Source organism: Vibrio sp. MACH09 (genome assembly GCF_033238805.1).
Classification (GTDB): domain Bacteria; phylum Pseudomonadota; class Gammaproteobacteria; order Enterobacterales; family Vibrionaceae; genus Vibrio.
On the sequence record NZ_BSFZ01000002.1, the window covers coordinates 832,781 to 849,375 of the forward strand.

General features: G+C 42.9%; 15 protein-coding genes and 1 pseudogene. 9 read left to right on the forward strand and 7 right to left on the reverse strand.

The window, feature by feature from the left end:
* Positions 1–11: 11 nt before the first annotated feature.
* On the forward strand, positions 12–149 hold the full coding sequence (locus CHJ_RS19005; RefSeq protein WP_317918639.1) for a FeoB-associated Cys-rich membrane protein: 138 nt from the start codon (positions 12–14) through the stop codon (positions 147–149).
* A gap of 98 nt (positions 150–247) precedes the next feature.
* Here the strand turns inward: CHJ_RS19005 and CHJ_RS19010 are convergent, their stop codons facing one another.
* The 4 genes from CHJ_RS19010 to ulaR all read right to left on the reverse strand — a co-directional run bounded on the left by CHJ_RS19010 (position 248) and on the right by ulaR (position 4,844).
* The gene (locus CHJ_RS19010; protein ID WP_317918640.1) at positions 248–1,624 is read right to left on the reverse strand and encodes a ferric reductase-like transmembrane domain-containing protein; all 1,377 of its coding nucleotides are present in this window, start codon (positions 1,622–1,624) and stop codon (positions 248–250) included.
* 224 nt (positions 1,625–1,848) lie between these two features.
* Entirely contained in the window at positions 1,849–2,817 is a 969-nt protein-coding gene (locus tag CHJ_RS19015) for an alpha/beta fold hydrolase (protein WP_317918641.1), read from the reverse strand.
* A gap of 182 nt (positions 2,818–2,999) precedes the next feature.
* Complete coding sequence (gene ulaG, locus CHJ_RS19020; RefSeq protein ID WP_171751106.1) at positions 3,000–4,067, reverse strand: L-ascorbate 6-phosphate lactonase; 1,068 nt, start codon at positions 4,065–4,067, stop codon at positions 3,000–3,002.
* 21 nt (positions 4,068–4,088) lie between these two features.
* The gene (gene ulaR / locus CHJ_RS19025) at positions 4,089–4,844 is read right to left on the reverse strand and encodes an HTH-type transcriptional regulator UlaR (protein WP_171751105.1); all 756 of its coding nucleotides are present in this window, start codon (positions 4,842–4,844) and stop codon (positions 4,089–4,091) included.
* 383 nt (positions 4,845–5,227) lie between these two features.
* Between ulaR and CHJ_RS19030 the strand changes: the two genes are divergently transcribed.
* From CHJ_RS19030 to CHJ_RS19060, 7 genes are all read left to right on the forward strand, one after another.
* Entirely contained in the window at positions 5,228–6,991 is a 1,764-nt protein-coding gene (locus CHJ_RS19030) for a PTS ascorbate-specific subunit IIBC (RefSeq protein WP_317918642.1), read from the forward strand.
* Positions 6,992–7,057: 66 nt separating this feature from the next.
* Entirely contained in the window at positions 7,058–7,522 is a 465-nt protein-coding gene (locus CHJ_RS19035) for a PTS sugar transporter subunit IIA (protein WP_171751103.1), read from the forward strand.
* A gap of 157 nt (positions 7,523–7,679) precedes the next feature.
* Positions 7,680–8,372: an L-ribulose-5-phosphate 4-epimerase gene (locus CHJ_RS19040; RefSeq protein WP_171751102.1), complete on the forward strand. Its 693-nt coding sequence runs from the start codon at positions 7,680–7,682 to the stop codon at positions 8,370–8,372.
* A gap of 9 nt (positions 8,373–8,381) precedes the next feature.
* Positions 8,382–9,215 carry a Cof-type HAD-IIB family hydrolase gene (locus tag CHJ_RS19045; RefSeq protein ID WP_317918643.1) on the forward strand — a complete coding sequence of 278 codons (834 nt, stop codon included), beginning with the start codon at positions 8,382–8,384 and terminating at the stop codon, positions 9,213–9,215.
* Positions 9,208–9,852 (forward strand): 3-keto-L-gulonate-6-phosphate decarboxylase UlaD, encoded by a 645-nt coding sequence (locus CHJ_RS19050; protein WP_317918644.1) that lies wholly within the window; start codon positions 9,208–9,210, stop codon positions 9,850–9,852. Before CHJ_RS19045 ends, CHJ_RS19050 begins: the two co-directional genes overlap by 8 nt.
* 10 nt (positions 9,853–9,862) lie before the next feature.
* Complete coding sequence (locus CHJ_RS19055) at positions 9,863–10,738, forward strand: L-ribulose-5-phosphate 3-epimerase (protein WP_171751099.1); 876 nt, start codon at positions 9,863–9,865, stop codon at positions 10,736–10,738.
* 199 nt (positions 10,739–10,937) lie between these two features.
* Entirely contained in the window at positions 10,938–11,594 is a 657-nt protein-coding gene (locus tag CHJ_RS19060) for an SH3 domain-containing protein (protein ID WP_171751098.1), read from the forward strand.
* Between the two features lie 8 nt (positions 11,595–11,602).
* Here CHJ_RS19060 and CHJ_RS19065 read toward each other — a convergent pair whose 3' ends face one another.
* Positions 11,603–12,289 carry an HAD family hydrolase gene (locus CHJ_RS19065; RefSeq protein ID WP_317918645.1) on the reverse strand — a complete coding sequence of 229 codons (687 nt, stop codon included), beginning with the start codon at positions 12,287–12,289 and terminating at the stop codon, positions 11,603–11,605.
* 245 nt (positions 12,290–12,534) lie between these two features.
* Here CHJ_RS19065 and CHJ_RS19070 point away from each other — a divergent pair.
* Positions 12,535–13,232, forward strand: a pseudogene (locus CHJ_RS19070) (aspartate/glutamate racemase family protein).
* A gap of 15 nt (positions 13,233–13,247) precedes the next feature.
* Here the strand turns inward: CHJ_RS19070 and CHJ_RS19075 are convergent.
* Together CHJ_RS19075 and tkt are read right to left on the reverse strand one after the other, a co-directional pair.
* A complete protein-coding gene (locus tag CHJ_RS19075; protein ID WP_317918646.1) occupies positions 13,248–14,366 on the reverse strand; it encodes a GGDEF domain-containing protein in 1,119 nt (372 codons plus the stop codon).
* 195 nt (positions 14,367–14,561) lie between these two features.
* Positions 14,562–16,556 (reverse strand): transketolase, encoded by a 1,995-nt coding sequence (gene tkt / locus CHJ_RS19080; protein WP_317918647.1) that lies wholly within the window; start codon positions 16,554–16,556, stop codon positions 14,562–14,564.
* Positions 16,557–16,595 lie beyond the last annotated feature (39 nt).

Below are 16,595 nucleotides of genomic sequence, written 5' to 3' on the forward strand. Positions count from 1 at the left end.
GAGTGCGCGTGATGGCGAATTTAATTGTGTCTCTTGTTATTTTACTTATTCTGGTGCTTGCGATCTCTAAAATTGTTTCGGAGAAGCGCAAAGGGGTAAAGTGTGTCGGTTGTGCTAATAGTGCAGGTTGTAAATCGGCCAAAAAATAATAGCTGACAGACAAAACGAGAGTAATAGCCAAATAATAAAGGCACCGTTACATATATAGTTAACGGTGCCTTTTGACAGTTTCGTTTCTGCTTAGCAACTAACGCATTTTAAACAGTTCAGAGTGGAAGTTGTTTTCATTTAACCCTGATGCCACAAGATCAGACTTAAGCGATGTTGCAAATGGGCGAGGGCCGCAGAAGCTCACATTGTATGCTTGTCCTTGAGTTTTTTGCAGCACTTGCTGTGCGTCAAGCAGTTGCCCCTTCTCGGCGTCAACTATCTCTAACTCAACAATATCAAGCTTGTTAAGTAAGTTACCAATCACGTTTGTAATCTCTTTTTCAAAATAGGCCTCTTTACGAGAGTTAACACAGTAAAATAGGTGAATTTTTTCTATGTTAACGGGTTGGTGTTTTGCGTCATTAGGCTGTTGTTTTGCTTTATGCGCTAACCAGTAAAGCCGAGAGATAAACGGCACGATGCCAATACCTGCACCAACCCAGACCTGTTGCTGATCTTCGGGAATTTGGAAGTAACCATAACCACCTTCTACCGTTACCCGCTGTCCAGCCTGCAATGTTTGAACTAATTTATGGGTGTAATCACCTAAATCTTTTACACCAAACTCCACCATATTCTCTGCCGCGTTATAGTTTAAAATTGAGAATGGGTGAGGGGATTCGCCATCATGGAAGTTTAAGTACGCAAACTGACCTTCTTTGTAACGAATGGGTTTAGACAAAGTAATAGAGAAGCGAATGGTATCGGCTCTTTTTCCATCTGTCGTTAATGAATCAACTTGTGTGACTTCACCACTAGCTTGGTTGCTACGGCCAATTTTCCCTGTCAATGACAATACTGAGCAGTATGTGCCCGCTAGACAAAATAGGGTAATGATGGTGTTCATCGGCAGTGTGGCGAAGTTCCAATCCATCAACAACATGGAGTGAAAAACGCCAGCTAGCATCAATACGCCACCAATTTTATGAACAAAGCGGAATTTTTTGTAGCTGATGCTTTGCACAAGACTAATAATACTAAACAGTAGAAATAGCTTGAAGGAAACATCACCAACACCTTCTGCAATTCCCCGCCAGTCGATACCTATCTGCTCAGGTCGAGGCCCTCTCTGTGGCATTGCGATGGCACCAGAATCAATGAGCCAGTGGGCACTTTTTACCATCGCCCAATGGGCTACAAGCGTGATAATTGAACCTATACCAAGGTTTTTGTGCAGCGCATAGCTTTTGTCCAAGCCATTAACGATATTTTCTAGCCATTGAAAACGAGCCGCGAGAACAACTGCTAAGCTCATATACACTAAAGCCAGCATTCCGGACAGCATGATTAACTGATGACGCCAGAAGAAGAAATCTGTCATTGCTCCGTCAGAAGTGAGCAGAGCATAAGCGAGTGAGGGAAGCCAAAACAGGCTAGTAATAATAGTGATATTGCGTATAGAAAGAGTGGGCATAGTTGTCACCGGACGTTGGTTTATCCATAGTATTCATAAGGTTTATGAATGGAATAATAACGATCTGCTGACCAATGAGGAGTCACTTTACCTATATTTATCTTTCTTTACACCAATTTACGAATGGTACAAAAGCGTTAAAAGTCATTCGCACAACAAACGGTCGTTGCGCGGATAAAAGGGGAACTGTTTTAGGTATCATGCTATGGGGGATGTGGGTAACGTCACCGTTCGTCATGGGCAGTTAAGGGTTGCTTAGCAAACGATAGAAAGGAATTAGCGGTAGCCAATGGGATCTCTACCATTGGCAAATGACCCACGTTTTGGCTGATTTCTAGTTTCGCATGTGGAATGGCTTGCTTTAAAACTGAAGCGCCAGAAACATGCAATACTCTGTCGGTGTCACCCCACGATATTAATACCGGACCACTGTAGTTAATTAAAACCTTATCAAGTGGTTGGTCGGGATCTGGTTCTCCATTTTTTACTCGAATTATTTGCTTGAAGATCTTGTTATTTAACTCAGCGTTTTTCTTCGCATCAATGGCGAGATGGTTAATGATGGGAGAAGGGATAAAAGGAGGTTTAATGAACAGAAAGTTAAACAGTTGCAAAAAATCGTCCTTTGTCTGCGGTAAAAGAATGGGCTTTAAACTTTTCTTAATTGCGGCAAACATGTCACTGGCTATTGAGTTTCTAATGCCAAGTGGACTGATAAGCCATAAGTGAGTGACTGTATCAGGGTACTGAGCGGCATAGTTGCCAGCGATGTATCCGCCCATGGAGCTGCCAGCAAGATTAAACTCTGTTAAATTTAGGGCGTCGGTGATTCTTTTTAACCTATCGACTTGTGAGTGAATATCGTAGTCTAGTTCTATATCTTTTGTGCTATTGCCAAAGCCGGGTAAATCAATTGCGATGACATCAAAGTCATTAACGAGGTGGCCTGACACGCGATTCCAGTAGTCTTTATTGGCTGCAAAACCGTGCAGTAATACTAGTGCAGGACCGCTTCCCCCACGAAGATACTCTATCTCTAACCCATCGACTTTTATTCGTTTCAGCTTGAGATTAGCACAGCTTCGCTGTGCGCTAACCAGACATTGAAACACTATTGATACGGGGGTGATTGAGTAGAGAAAAATGACCAGTAAAATCATCCCTGATAATAAAAAAGTTAGCATTGTGCTCATATGGTGAGTCCTTTTTTACTTCCATACTACTAGGGACGGTTGATCTTGGGTGGTTGTTTTTGTAACAGTTTGTTGGGGTTTGATATGAGGTAATTCTGGTGGTCTTATCGCTTGGTTGTTGATGAGCAAAAAAAACCTTGCCGGAGCAAGGTTTTATCATGGATTTTGTCAATACAAACCGATTATAGGAACGCTTTGTATGGCAGCTCTGGTTCGTCAGTGTAAATATCTTGGAAACCACGGAAGTGTTGATAGTACATGCGGCCTTTATCTGTTGGGTAAGTATATTTACCCCCTACTTGCCAGAAGAAAGGAGCAAATTTGTACTGCAGTCTATCCTTCTTCATGTTCCAAAGTACTTCGATTTCACGAGGATCATTTTGGAAGTTAGCCCAGATATCATGGTGGAAAGGCATAACCACTTCACAATCTAATGCTTCACCAGCACGTAGAATATCTGAAGCACCCATCTTGTCAGTTACACCGCGTGGGTTCTCACCAAATGATAGAAGTGCTACATCGATTTTATGATCGTTACCATGCTTAGCATAGTAGTTAGAGTAGTGAGAGTCACCTGAGTGATACATTGAACCACCTGTCGTCTCAATTAGGTAGTTAACTGCACGGTCATCCATGCCATCTAGGATGGCTTTATCGTAAGAAGAAGTGCCTTCAGGTAGAGTAACCAGCGCGGTACGGTCGAACGAGTCTAGAACTTTAATGAGCGCGTCACCTACTTGGATTTCGTCACCTACTTTAGCAACAATACAACGGTCTTCAGGAACACCCCAGCCCATCCAAAGATCAACACATGCTTTAGGACCGATGAACTTAACATGGTCACCACAGTTTTGAAGTACTGCTGCTGCTACGTTTACATCAATGTGATCAGCGTGATCATGCGACGCAAGAACTGCATCAATCTCTTTGATTGCAAATGGGTCCATTGGGAAAATAGCGGTACGAAGGTTTGGTTGAAGCTCTCTAACACCGCCCATACGCATCATTTGGTGCTGGTTTTTCATTAGTGCGTTTTTCTGTGTTTTTTTACCAGTACCACACCAAAAATCCATAGAAATGTTAGTGTTGCCTTCAGTTTTAAGCCAAACACCGGTACAACCCAGCCACCACATAGAGAATGTGTTTGGTTGTACAACGGTTTTTTCGATCTCTTCGTTTAACCAGGTGCCCCACTCAGGGAACGTATTTAAAATCCATGATTCACGTGTGATTTCGCTTACTTTGCTCATCTTTAATTACCTATTGATTCATTAAACTAGAATGACTTCGATGCCCTTCGCGCGTAGTGCTGAAACTACGTCTGGATCGGCATCTTTACCTGTGACGACAAAATCTATTTTGGTTGAGGGACAGAAAAGCATTCCCGAACGTTGTCCAACTTTTGAGCTGTCTACGACTACAACCAATTTACCAACTTGTTCCAACATCTGTTGTTCAGCGACCGCTGTGAGCATATCTGTTTTATAGAGACCTTGTTCGGTTAGGCCTTTACCACTGGTAAACATCCAGTGTCCAGCATACGTTCCTGAAAGCTCAGGTGTGGGACTTAAGAAGATATTTTTAGATTTGTTATATTGACCACCAGTGATGATTACACACTCATGATCACGTTCAATGAGATAGCTTGCTAATGGAAAATAGTTAGTAATGATCTTGATGTCTTCGCCACACAACTCTTGCCCCAACATAAATGCTGTAGAACCACAGTTGATTACGATGCTGTCACCTCGATCGCACAAATTAGCAGCAGCGGCTGCGATATTTGCTTTTTCGCGATAATGCTCAGTATTGTCGACATTAAGGGGAGACCATATTTTCTTTATACTCTCTAATCTTTCTGCGCCGTTTCTTACTTTCCTTAACTTACCCAGTTCATCAAGCTTAGAGATGTCACGTCTTGCCGTTGCCGGCGAAACATTAAAAGTCTCAATAATAGTGCTGACCTTGATGGAATGTTCTTCGTCAAGTAACGCAAGAATATTGCTGTGTCGTTGTACTTCGTTCATATCGGTTACCAATTATTTTATCATTAGCCAAGTATCAAATGATTACGCCGTGATTACTATTGACTTGTTATGATTCTAGTTATCACCACTAATCATGTCAAAGGAAATAGGTGTCAAAGTTTGAAATAGGTCACTTATTCCATGTAAGTTATTGATTTATATAGTTGTGATTGTTTTTGGTTCATTTTATTGATCAATTTGGCACTTCTACCTAGTGATCATGAGCACTATTGATTTAAATCAAAATAATCATAGATGAGCATTGAATGATTATTTGTGATTGTTATGTTTAGTGACGTGAGCAAAACAATCTTGAGCTAATTTATCAGATAATGCGTAATTTAGCTTTGTCCTACAAAACAAATATTAGAAGGGGTAAAAATATGGAGTTCTTATACGACGTATTCTATATTTTTTACAGTCAGGTAATGACAAAGGCGCCGTTGCTATTAGGTTTAGTAACATGTATTGGTTACTGGCTATTAAAACGCGACGCAACAACAATTATTAAAGGCACAATTAAAACCATCGTTGGTTTTATGCTTGTACAGGTTGGTGCCGGTACCTTGGTTAAAGGATTCAAACCTGTTATTGAAAAACTTTCAGAATTCCACGGCCTAACAGGTTCAGTTATTGACCCGTATACAACAATGATGGCAACCATGGAGAACATGGGTGACAACTATTCATGGGTTGGTTACGCGGTTCTATTGGCTCTAGGTATCAACATTCTATTGGTTCTATTCCGCCGTTTCACGGGTATTCGTACTATCATGCTTACGGGACACATCATGTTCCAACAAGCGGGTCTAGTTGCGGTATTTTACTTTATTCTTGGTGCTTCAATGTGGGAAACCATCATCTACTCTGCAGTGTTGATGGCGCTATATTGGGGTATTTCTGCCAATATTATGTTTAAACCTACTGAAGCTGTTACAGGCGGAGCGGGTTTCTCTATCGGTCACCAACAGCAGGTTGCTTCTTGGATTGCAACTAAAATCGCACCAAAATTGGGTGATAAAAACGATAGTGTAGACCATATTGAACTGCCTAAGTGGCTTCATATCTTCCACGATAGCATTGCTGCAACAGCTATCGTAATGACAGTGTTCTTTGGCATCATCTTGCTTTCATTTGGTCTTGATAACCTTCAAGAGATGGCGGGTAAAACGAACTGGTTTATCTACATTCTAGAAACGGGTCTTAAGTTCGCTGTAGCGATTCAAGTTATCGTTGCCGGTGTACGTATGTTCGTTGCTGAACTATCTGAAGCCTTTAAAGGTATCTCAGAGCGTGTTATTCCAAACGCGGTTCTAGCGATTGACTGTGCGGCAATCTACGCATTCTCTCCAAACGCAATGGTATTTGGTTTCATGTGGGGCGCAATTGGCCAGTTCACAGCAGTACTTGCAATGCTGGCTCTTGATGCACCAATCATGATCATCCCTGGCTTTATTCCAATGTTCTTCTCTAACGCAACAATCGGTGTTTTCGCTAACCACTTTGGTGGCTGGAAAGCAGTTATGAAGATCTGTTTCGTAATGGGTATCATCGAAGTTGTTGGTTCTGCTTGGGCAATTGATATCTTCATGGGTCAAGGCGTTGAGTTTAGTGGCTGGATGGGTATGGCTGACTGGGCTCTAGTATTCCCACCAATCTTTGCTGGTCTATCTGCTTCTAAAGCGTTCTTCTGGGCACTTGTTGCACTAGCAGGCGTGTACATGTTCTTCGCTTCTAAGCAGCTACGTGCTGAAGAAGATGCAGAAGGTGAAATGAACCTAAATGCAGAAGAGCCAGAAGTTGTTGAAGCTGTTCAACAAGCGATTCAAGTATCAGACGGTGTACGTCCGGTAAGTATCTTAGCGGTATGCGGTAACGGTCAAGGTTCTTCAATGATGATGAAGATGAAAATAGGCAAATACCTAGAGAAGAAAGGCATTCCACATGTCATGGACTCTTGTGCGGTATCTGACTATAAGTCGAAGTTAGCATCAACAGATATCATTGTGTCATCTAAGCACTTATCAAGCGAGATGGAAGTAGGTGAAGGCAAATTCGTTCTAGGTGTACAGAATATGCTTAACCCTAATTCATTCGGTGATGAACTGCTTGCCATCATTGACCAAAACTTCGCTACACAGAAATAACATTACTAAAAAGAAAAGTTCGGTTACCAGTCAGTTTGCTGGTAACCGTTTACAGGAGATAAAACCATGGGTTTCAAACAATCACTTATCGATAATCAATCTATCCAACTGAACGTAGAAGCGAGCGACTGGCGTGAAGCGATCAAAGTTGGTACAGATATGTTGGAGAAATCGGGTGCCGTTGAACCAAGCTACTACAAAGCGATTGTTGCTAGCATTGAAAAACTCGGTCCATACATTTGTATTGCCCCAGATTTCGCTATGCCACACGCTCGTCCAGAAGATGGTGTGAACCGCACTGCTTTTGCACTAGTGACGTTGGCAACACCAATTGATATCGAAGGTGAGCAAGTGAGAGTCATGGTTACTCTTGCCGGTAGTTCTTCTGACGAACATATGGAAGGCTTGATGGAAGTAACTCAAGTCCTAGATGACGAAGATAGCGAAACGGGTGTTGATATTGATAAATTATTAGCATGTAACACCGCGCAAGATGTCTACGATGTTATTGATGCTGCGTTAGCAGAGTAAGTTTTATAAGAGAGCGTGGTTATCACGCTCTCTTATTTCGTTCTACAGCCTAGCTGTAGAAATAGTGAATAAGTAGGTTATAGCATATCTGGAGCCCACCTCGGCCATCCGGTGAATCGCTGCAACCTAAATAAAGTAAAAAGGTTTAATAAAGGTTATGTATCAAGCACTTAAACAACGCGTACTGGATGCAAATCTACAGCTTCCTAAGTACGGATTGGTAACATTTACTTGGGGTAACGTGTCAGAAATTGACCGTGAACTTGGCGTAATTGCGATAAAGCCTTCAGGTGTTGAATATGACGACATGAAGGTAGACGACATTGTTGTTGTTGATTTAGATGGCAATCGTGTTGAGGGAAGCATGAACCCTTCAAGTGATACCGATACTCACATCGAATTATACAAGGCGTTCCCAAATGTTGGGGGCGTTGTTCATACTCACTCGCGCAGTGCGACAATTTGGGCACAAGCGGGATTGGATGTGCCTGCTTTAGGGACAACCCACGCTGATTATTTCTACGGGGACATTCCTTGCACGCGCAATTTGACACCTGAAGAGATAGAAGGCGAGTACGAGAAAAATACCGGCTTAGTGATAGTACAAGAATTTGCGCGTCGTAAGCTGGATGCGCAAGCTGTGCCGAGTGTTATCGTGTCAGGGCATGCCCCTTTCTCTTGGGGAAAAAGCGGTAAAGATGCCGTTCACAATGCTGTCGTGCTCGAAGAAGTTTCTGCCATGGCGTTGGCAACTCGTGCCCTAAACAGCGGTGTCACTATTCAACCAGAGCTGTCAGATAAGCACTATAACCGTAAACACGGTGCTAATGCTTATTACGGACAGAAATAGGAAAGCAATATGTATCAAGTTCTGGCTCTCGATCTAGATGGAACCGTACTTAATGACCAGCATGGTATTCACTCTGATGTGGTGGATGCGATAAAGCAGGTCAGCAATGATTATCATGTCGTTGTGGTGACGGGTCGACATCATACTGCGGCTAAGCCTTATTATGATTTGCTTGGGCTTGATACGCCGATTATCTGCTGTAACGGCACTTATGTATATGACTATGCAGAGCAAAAGGTATTGTCAGAAAACGCATTAAGCAAAGAGACGGCAAAAGCGTTCTTGGATCTTGCGCTGCATTATCAAATGAAACTTGTGCTGTATGTGACCGATAGCATGCTCTATTCAACTGAGCAGCCTATTGAGTACATGACGGCGCTAGAAAAATGGTCACAGACATTTGAACCATCAAATAGACCGGATATTCGACAAATCCGTTCATTCTCTGACCATATAGAAAGTGCCGAGTATGTCTGGAAATTTGTTATTGAAGGAGAGCCTTCTTCAATTGAGAAGTTACAGAAATTACCTTTTGTACAAGACAATTTTTCAGGAGAGCGCTCGTGGTCTAACCGCGTCGATTTTGCTAGCAAAGGCAATAGCAAAGGAAGTCGCTTACAACAATATCTTCAACAACATGGCTACCAAGCAGAACAGGTAGTGGCGGTTGGGGACAATCACAATGATATTTCCATGATTCAACTGGCAGGGCTTGGTGTCGCAATGAACAATGCGGATCAAACAGTAAAAGCGGCTGCTGACATGGTGTGTCAATCAGATAACAACCAAGGTGGATTAGCCCACCTTATTCGTGACAAATTCAGAGGAATTAAAAATGACTAAACCAATGATTCAAATCGCGCTTGACCAAACAAACTTGGACAGTGCAATAGAAGTAGCAAATAACGTAGAAAGCTTTGTAGATGTTATCGAGGTAGGCACTATCTTGGCATTCGCAGAAGGGATGAAGTCAGTTCAAACTCTGCGTAAAAATCACCCAGAGCACATTTTAGTATGTGATATGAAGACTACTGACGGCGGTGCAATTTTAGCGAAAATGGCATTCGAAGCTGGAGCCGATTGGATCACTGTTTCTGCAGCGGCTCATATTGCAACGATTGAAGTGTGTAAAAAAGTGGCTGACGAATTTGATGGTGAGATTCAAATTGAGATTTATGGCAATTGGACAATGGAAGATGCTCAAGCGTGGGTTGACCTAGGAATTAAGCAGGCGATTTACCACCGTTCACGCGATGCTGAACTAGCTGGTATTGGTTGGACAGAAGCGGATCTAGTTAAAATGCGTGCCTTGTCTGATTTGGGTATTGAACTGTCTATTACTGGCGGTATTGTGCCAGAAGAGATTTACCTATTTGAAGGCATTAAAGCGAAAACCTTTATTGCAGGTCGTGCACTAGCGGGTGATAAAGGTAAAGAAACAGCAGAAGCACTTCGCGCTCAGATAAACCGTTACTGGTAAGGAAAACGGCATGTATAGAAACCTGGAACGTCACCGCGTAGGGTTATATGAAAAAGCCTTACCGAATGAACTGTCATGGCAGGAAAAAATCGTCAAAGCCAAGGAACTTGGTTTTGACTTCTTGGAGATATCTGTTGATGAGTCTGATGAGAGACGTCAACGTCTAGATTGGAGTGATGAAGAGATTTATGCACTTCGTCATCTCTGCGAAACCCATGCACTACCGCTTCAGTCTATGTGCCTTAGTGCTCATCGCAAATTTCCATTTGGCTCTGCTGATGTTGCAATACGTGAGCAAGCAGCCATCCATATGGAGAAGGCGATCGCCCTTGCGTATAAGTTAGGTATTCGAAACATTCAACTAGCCGGTTACGATGTGTATTATGAGCCTGCCAATGAAGCCACTCATCAGCGCTTTATAGAAGGCATGCGCTATTGCGCTAAGCTTGCTGAAAAAGCGGGTGTCATGTTGTCGGTTGAAATTATGGATACTGATTACCTTAACTCGTTAAGCAAGTTTGAAGTGTTAAACCGTCAAGTAAATTCGCCGTTTTTTACCGCTTATCCTGATGTGGGTAATATTAATGGTTGGAATTACGATACCTGTACTGAACTTGCGCTGAGTGCGCCAAGAATTACTCAAATTCACCTTAAAGATACTTATAAAGTGAAAGAGGGTTATAAAGGCCAGTTTAGAGACTTAGTGATAGGGGAAGGGCAAGTGGATTTTGATGCCATTTTTAAGACCTTCAAACGTCATGAAATAGTGGTGCCTTTGGTTATTGAAATGTGGGCACAAGATGAACATTGGGAAAAGAATATAAAGCTAGCGCAGCAACGTTTGAATCAAGCGTGTGAAGCCGCAGAGTTACCGACCTTGTTCTAACGGTGTCTATTTTACTGTAATACTAAAAACTCGCTTCATTCCCCCTAAGTGAGTCAAACCGTTCACCTGACCGTGAGCGGTTTTTTTTGTCTTGATATTTGATGTTGTATGGGTGTTAAAGGTAGTGACTATACTGCCGATATAATAATTGGCTATACTTTTGTCCTAGAGACGCTTCCTTTACTACGCAAGGTTATCTATGAAAAAAATAGTTATCATCATCGTTATATTGCTCGTGCTGGCTGCGGCTGGGGGTGGTGCGTATTACTATTTCTTTATGATGAATCAAGAGGAAGAGATGGTGGAAGAAGTGATGGAAGAGGAGGCTGAGCCGATGGAATCTGCTGCCGTTCCTGCTCCTGTCATAGAGCCAAATGTCGACTACTATGTTATCTCGGACCGCTTAAACGTGCGCTCTTATCCAAGGAGAGGCTCCGCTGTTCGTGGCATGTTACGAAAAGGGGATCAGCTAACCGCGCTAGAAGTGAAAGGAGATTGGGTGCGTTTCTCCGATTATGAAGTTCATAAAAGCGGTAATGATGTTGCAGATTGGGTGAATAGAGATTATTTATCACATGACAAACCCATGATCACCCCAATAGAACGTCGTAAAACAATGATGGCTTTGATCAAAAGATCAGATGACCTAAAAGAGTATGAAGAGAGTTTTATTCAAGGGGCTGAAAAGCTTATTAAATCGGGTCAGTGCACATTTGAAGATTTTGAGTTAGTGGGAGGCTGGGTGCGGTCCGTTACTTTTAACCTTGAGCCTGTCTATTTCATCTACTGTGGCGGCACGGATAGAGAAGATAAGGTCTACCTGAATGTAGAGTCTGGTGAGACCTTTACTCCGTAACTGAATTGCTATGCATGCGCATGATGTAAAGTGATAGGTGCTTCTATGCACGTTGCATCAATGAGTGAAATAACATCATTTAAAGATTCAAAAATAAAATTGGCCTGTCTAGAGATCTCTTCACTTGGAGGAGCCAAATCAGGAATAATAGCCGCTAAACAACCCGCCTCTAATCCCGCTTTCATGCCATTATTTGAATCTTCAAGCACCAAACAATGTTTAGCCTGAACCGCTATTTTCTTGCAAGCTAGCTTATAACATTCAGGGTTCGGCTTTCCTTGGTTTACGTCTTCTGAGGTAATAACGGCATCAAACTGTTTTAAGTACGGACTCTCTGAGAAGTAATGCTCCACTGCTGATAAAGGTGAGGATGTCACTAATGCACATTTGAGCTGGTGGCGCTTAAGGCAGTCGAACAGTTTATGAAAACCATCCTTAAATTCCACTTGGCTGTCTTGGTATTGGCTGTAGTAGTTCTGTTTGTCTTTTCGAAAGCGGTTTAAATCAAACTTTTCCTGAAAGGTATTTATCAGTTTCTGCTCGCACTCTGTATCTCTAACACCGATAAAGGTTTGATAGTAGGCATCATCTAACAGTAAATCTTGTTGGAGGGCGGCTTGTTGCCAACAGGTTTTGTTGACTGATTCTGTATCAAACACTAACCCATCCATATCGAACAGTATTGCTTTAATCATAATCACCTAGTTTTATATTTATTGGTCTTACTTGTTGAAAGCAAAACTCATGACGTTGTAGTTTAATCTTTATTATTTTATCCGGTAGATAATACTAAAATAAGCGTAATTAGAACGAGATATAGTCAGAAATTTTTACATATGACATACCGTATCAAGCTTAAAATTAATGAAATTTGGCAAGATCGTACAAACATTTCTTGTTGAGAACTGATAACGTAATTGGAAAAACAGGAGTAGTTATCATGAAAACCATTGGGTTAATTGGCGGAATGTCTTGGGAATCGACACTGAGCTATTACAAAGCGATCAACGAAGGGGTGAAGGAACAACTTGGTGGTTTGAACTCGGCAAAAATCTGCATGTACAGTGTGAACTTTGATGAAATTGAGAAGTTGCAACATCAAGGCAATTGGGATGAAACAGCAAAGATACTTACCGATGCCGCGATATCAGTAGAGAAAGGAGGGGCCGACTTTATTCTCATATGCACTAACACCATGCACAAAGTTGCCTCCAAGATTGAACAGGAGATTTCGGTCCCTATACTGCATATCGCAGATGCAACGGCACAAAAACTGTTGGATGATGGGGTAAAAAAGTCGGGTTGTTAGGCACTAGCTTTACTATGGAACAGTCATTTTATAAAGGACGGCTGACGGAAAAATTTGGCATTGATGTGGTTGTCCCCGAACAAGCAGATCGGAAAACAGTTCATACCATTATTTATCAGGAACTGTGCAGAGGTGAGATCAAGGATGCATCGAGAGTCCGCTATATCGAGATTATTGACCGATTAAAACAGCAAGGTGCCGAAGCGGTCATCCTCGGCTGTACGGAAATTGCACTGCTTGTTCAACAGCAACATACAAGCGTCCCGCTGTATGATACTACCGCTATTCACGCTAACTCAGCTGTAGAATTAGCGGTTACGAATAGCTAAAGGTGAGTGAAAACATTATGCAAGCTTGGTGACATTATCCTCATCATCAAGTCTTGCTTCAAAGCTAAATTGATGGGTATTCGATTGATGTGCTAGCTTTTTGGCTTGGTACATTTGTGAATCAGCAGCTTGCATCAGTTCGTCAATGGAACGCTCTATGCCGGGATAACACGATGCACCGCCAATACTTAGAGTGACATCATGTTTTACTAATTCGCTGAATTTTGCTCCCAGACGCTCACAAAGATTACGGGCGTGTTCAATTTTGGTATTTTGCATGATGATACAAAATTCATCACCACCGTACCGGGCTGCAGACTCTGATTTACGCAATACTTGGTCGCAGGTTTCTGCAAATGCAATCAGTACGTCATCTCCTGCAAGGTGACCAAATTCGTCATTGACGGCTTTAAAGTGGTTGAGATCGATATAAAGTACGGTGACGTGAGCTTGACTGCGTTGACTTGTGGCAACCGCCTTTTCTAAGTCTTGATAGAAGGCCCGTTGATTGAACAGTTTCGTCAATGGGTCGCGCATGGAGAGCTGAACCAACGCCTCTGTTCGTTCGGCGATGTTCTTTTCTAGGTTGGATGCGTATTGCTCTAGCTGCGTATTTGTTGACTCTACTACGCCTTGTAAAGCAGAGATATAGGTATCAAACACTAACTGATTATCGAAATAAAACAGTTTTCGTAGTGAGATGATCACCTGTTTTGCATCGTCGCTATTCTCTTCAATATGATCTTCGATGACTCTTTGTAGCTGGCTAACGGCAGATAGATATAGCTTAGGGCTTACCCCTATCCGTTGGTGAATTTTTCCGATCCTTAGTCGTTTATTGACGTAGTCTCGCCCGTAGTCTCCCATAAACAATTCTTTAACGTATTTACACATACTATTGTGCAAATTCGCTAAGGTATCTTTGTCACCGATTATCAGGGCAATTTCCGGTATTTCAGTTTGTAGGGTATAAAACTGCGCCACCATAGGGTCGATAATGGGCTCTACCCAATGCAGACAAGATTCTAGTCGGTCAAAGTCACTTTGATCGAGTTCTAACAATATTTTACGACGTTCGATCTCATGATCGCCCATTCTCATCTGTTCGGATAATGATTGGTGAACTTGTTGCATTTTTTATAGCCTCTACGTAGTTGCATATAAAAAGTAGCTGGTATTATCAAATATGACAATAAAATGAGTTATTTGATTAGATAGTGTGGGAGAAAGACCCAAATAACGAGGTGCATAAAAAAACCGGAAATCCTAAGATCTCCGGTTTTTACAGTATTCACGTCAGTGCTCAAAGAAGCACTGAAAGGTGATGGATTAAGCCAGTAGCTCTTTCGCTGTATCGACAACGTTTTCTACGGTAAAGCCGAACATCTTAAAGAGTTCGCCTGCCGGAGCTGACTCACCAAAGGTTGTCATACCGATGATGCGGCCGTCAAAACCAACATACTTGTACCAGAAGTCAGCAATACCTGCTTCAACAGCAACACGAGCGGTTACGTCTGAAGGCAGTACCGCTTCACGGTAAGCTGCATCTTGCTTGTCAAACACGTCAGTAGCAGGCATGGATACGACGCGTACTTTCTTGCCTTCTGCTGTTAGCTGAGCTGCCGCTTCTGTTGCAAGTTCTACTTCTGAGCCTGTTGCAATCAGAATTAGCTCAGGTTTGCCATCACAATCTTTTAGTACATAACCACCTTTGGCAATGTCCGCAACTTGTGCTTCGCTACGAGGTTGTTGAGCTAGGTTCTGACGAGAGAAGATAAGCGATGTAGGGCCATCTTTACGCTCAATAGCAAACTTCCACGCTACCGCTGATTCTACTTGGTCACATGGACGCCATGTGCTCATGTTCGGAGTCAGACGAAGAGAAGATACCTGCTCTACCGGTTGGTGAGTCGGACCATCTTCACCCAGACCAATGGAGTCATGAGTGTAAACCTGAATGTTTTGCACTTTCATCAGTGCCGCCATACGCAGTGCGTTACGTGCGTATTCCATAAACATTAGGAAAGTTGCACCGTAAGGAACAAAGCCACCATGAAGCGCAAGACCGTTCATAATCGCCGTCATACCAAACTCACGCACACCGTAGTGGATGTAGTTACCAGACGCATCTTCCGGAGTGATTGACTTAGAGCCAGACCACATTGTCAGGTTAGATGGTGCAAGGTCAGCAGAGCCGCCCATAAATTCTGGTAGCATAGCACCAAACGCTTCTAGTGCGTTTTGTGACGCTTTACGAGACGCGATGTTGGCAGGGTTCGCTTGTAGGTCAGCAATGATTTGAGAGGTCTTTGCTTCCCACTCTGCTGGTAGCTCACCGTTTACGCGGCGTTTGAATTCTGCTGCAAGCTCTGGGTATGCTGCTTCATAAGCTGCAAATTTCTCATCCCACGCTGCTTCCTTAGTTGCGCCTGCTTCTTTCGCATCCCACTCTGCATAGATTTCCGACGGAATTTCAAAAGGACCGTGCTCCCAACCAAGTTCTTTACGTGTTGCTGCAATTTCTTCAGCGCCTAGAGGTGCACCGTGACAATCGTGTGAACCTGATTTATTTGGTGAACCAAAACCGATGATAGTCTTAGTACAGATAAGCGTTGGCTTGCCTGTTTCTGCTTTTGCGGCTTCAATGGCGGCATTGATTGCTGCTGCGTCGTGACCGTCTACCGCAGGAATTACGTGCCAGCCGTACGCTTCAAAACGTTTAGGTGTGTCGTCAGAGAACCAACCTTCCACTTCACCATCAATAGAGATGCCGTTGTCATCCCAGAACGCAATCAGCTTGCCAAGACCTAGAGTACCTGCCAGAGAACATGCCTCATGAGAGATACCTTCCATTAGACAGCCGTCTCCCATAAACACATAAGTGTTATGGTCAACAATGTCGTGGCCTTCTTTGTTGAACTGCTCAGACAGTGTTTTCTCAGCCAATGCCATGCCCACAGCGTTTGTGATGCCTTGGCCTAGAGGACCCGTTGTGGTTTCAACACCCGGAGCGTAACCATATTCTGGGTGACCCGGTGTTTTAGAATGAAGTTGACGGAAGTTTTTTAGGTCATCAATTGACAGCCCGTAACCAGTCAGGTGAAGCAAAGAGTAAATCAGCATTGAGCCGTGACCGTTAGACAGGATAAAGCGGTCGCGGTCAGCCCACTCAGGGTTTTGTGGGTTGTGGTTCATGTGGCCACGCCAAAGGACTTCAGCGATGTCCGCCATACCCATAGGAGCACCCGGGTGACCAGAGTTGGCTTGTTGTACACCATCCATGCTTAACGCGCGGATTGCATTAGCGAGTTGTTTACGTTCCATAAATATTTCCAAATTTAAGATAATTTGTTTAAAAAATGT

Coding starts and splice junctions, on each gene's coding strand:
- CHJ_RS19005 (WP_317918639.1), top strand. CDS start 12: ATGGCGAATTTAATTGTGTCTCTTGTTATTTTACTTATTCTGGTGCTT.
- CHJ_RS19045 (WP_317918643.1), top strand. CDS start 8,382: ATGTATCAAGTTCTGGCTCTCGATCTAGATGGAACCGTACTTAATGAC.
- CHJ_RS19065 (WP_317918645.1), bottom strand. CDS start 12,289: ATGATTAAAGCAATACTGTTCGATATGGATGGGTTAGTGTTTGATACA.
- CHJ_RS19060 (WP_171751098.1), top strand. CDS start 10,938: ATGAAAAAAATAGTTATCATCATCGTTATATTGCTCGTGCTGGCTGCG.
- CHJ_RS19015 (WP_317918641.1), bottom strand. CDS start 2,817: ATGAGCACAATGCTAACTTTTTTATTATCAGGGATGATTTTACTGGTC.
- CHJ_RS19010 (WP_317918640.1), bottom strand. CDS start 1,624: ATGCCCACTCTTTCTATACGCAATATCACTATTATTACTAGCCTGTTT.
- tkt (WP_317918647.1), bottom strand. CDS start 16,556: ATGGAACGTAAACAACTCGCTAATGCAATCCGCGCGTTAAGCATGGAT.
- CHJ_RS19050 (WP_317918644.1), top strand. CDS start 9,208: ATGACTAAACCAATGATTCAAATCGCGCTTGACCAAACAAACTTGGAC.
- CHJ_RS19035 (WP_171751103.1), top strand. CDS start 7,058: ATGGGTTTCAAACAATCACTTATCGATAATCAATCTATCCAACTGAAC.
- CHJ_RS19075 (WP_317918646.1), bottom strand. CDS start 14,366: ATGCAACAAGTTCACCAATCATTATCCGAACAGATGAGAATGGGCGAT.
- CHJ_RS19040 (WP_171751102.1), top strand. CDS start 7,680: ATGTATCAAGCACTTAAACAACGCGTACTGGATGCAAATCTACAGCTT.
- ulaR (WP_171751105.1), bottom strand. CDS start 4,844: ATGAACGAAGTACAACGACACAGCAATATTCTTGCGTTACTTGACGAA.
- CHJ_RS19055 (WP_171751099.1), top strand. CDS start 9,863: ATGTATAGAAACCTGGAACGTCACCGCGTAGGGTTATATGAAAAAGCC.
- ulaG (WP_171751106.1), bottom strand. CDS start 4,067: ATGAGCAAAGTAAGCGAAATCACACGTGAATCATGGATTTTAAATACG.
- CHJ_RS19030 (WP_317918642.1), top strand. CDS start 5,228: ATGGAGTTCTTATACGACGTATTCTATATTTTTTACAGTCAGGTAATG.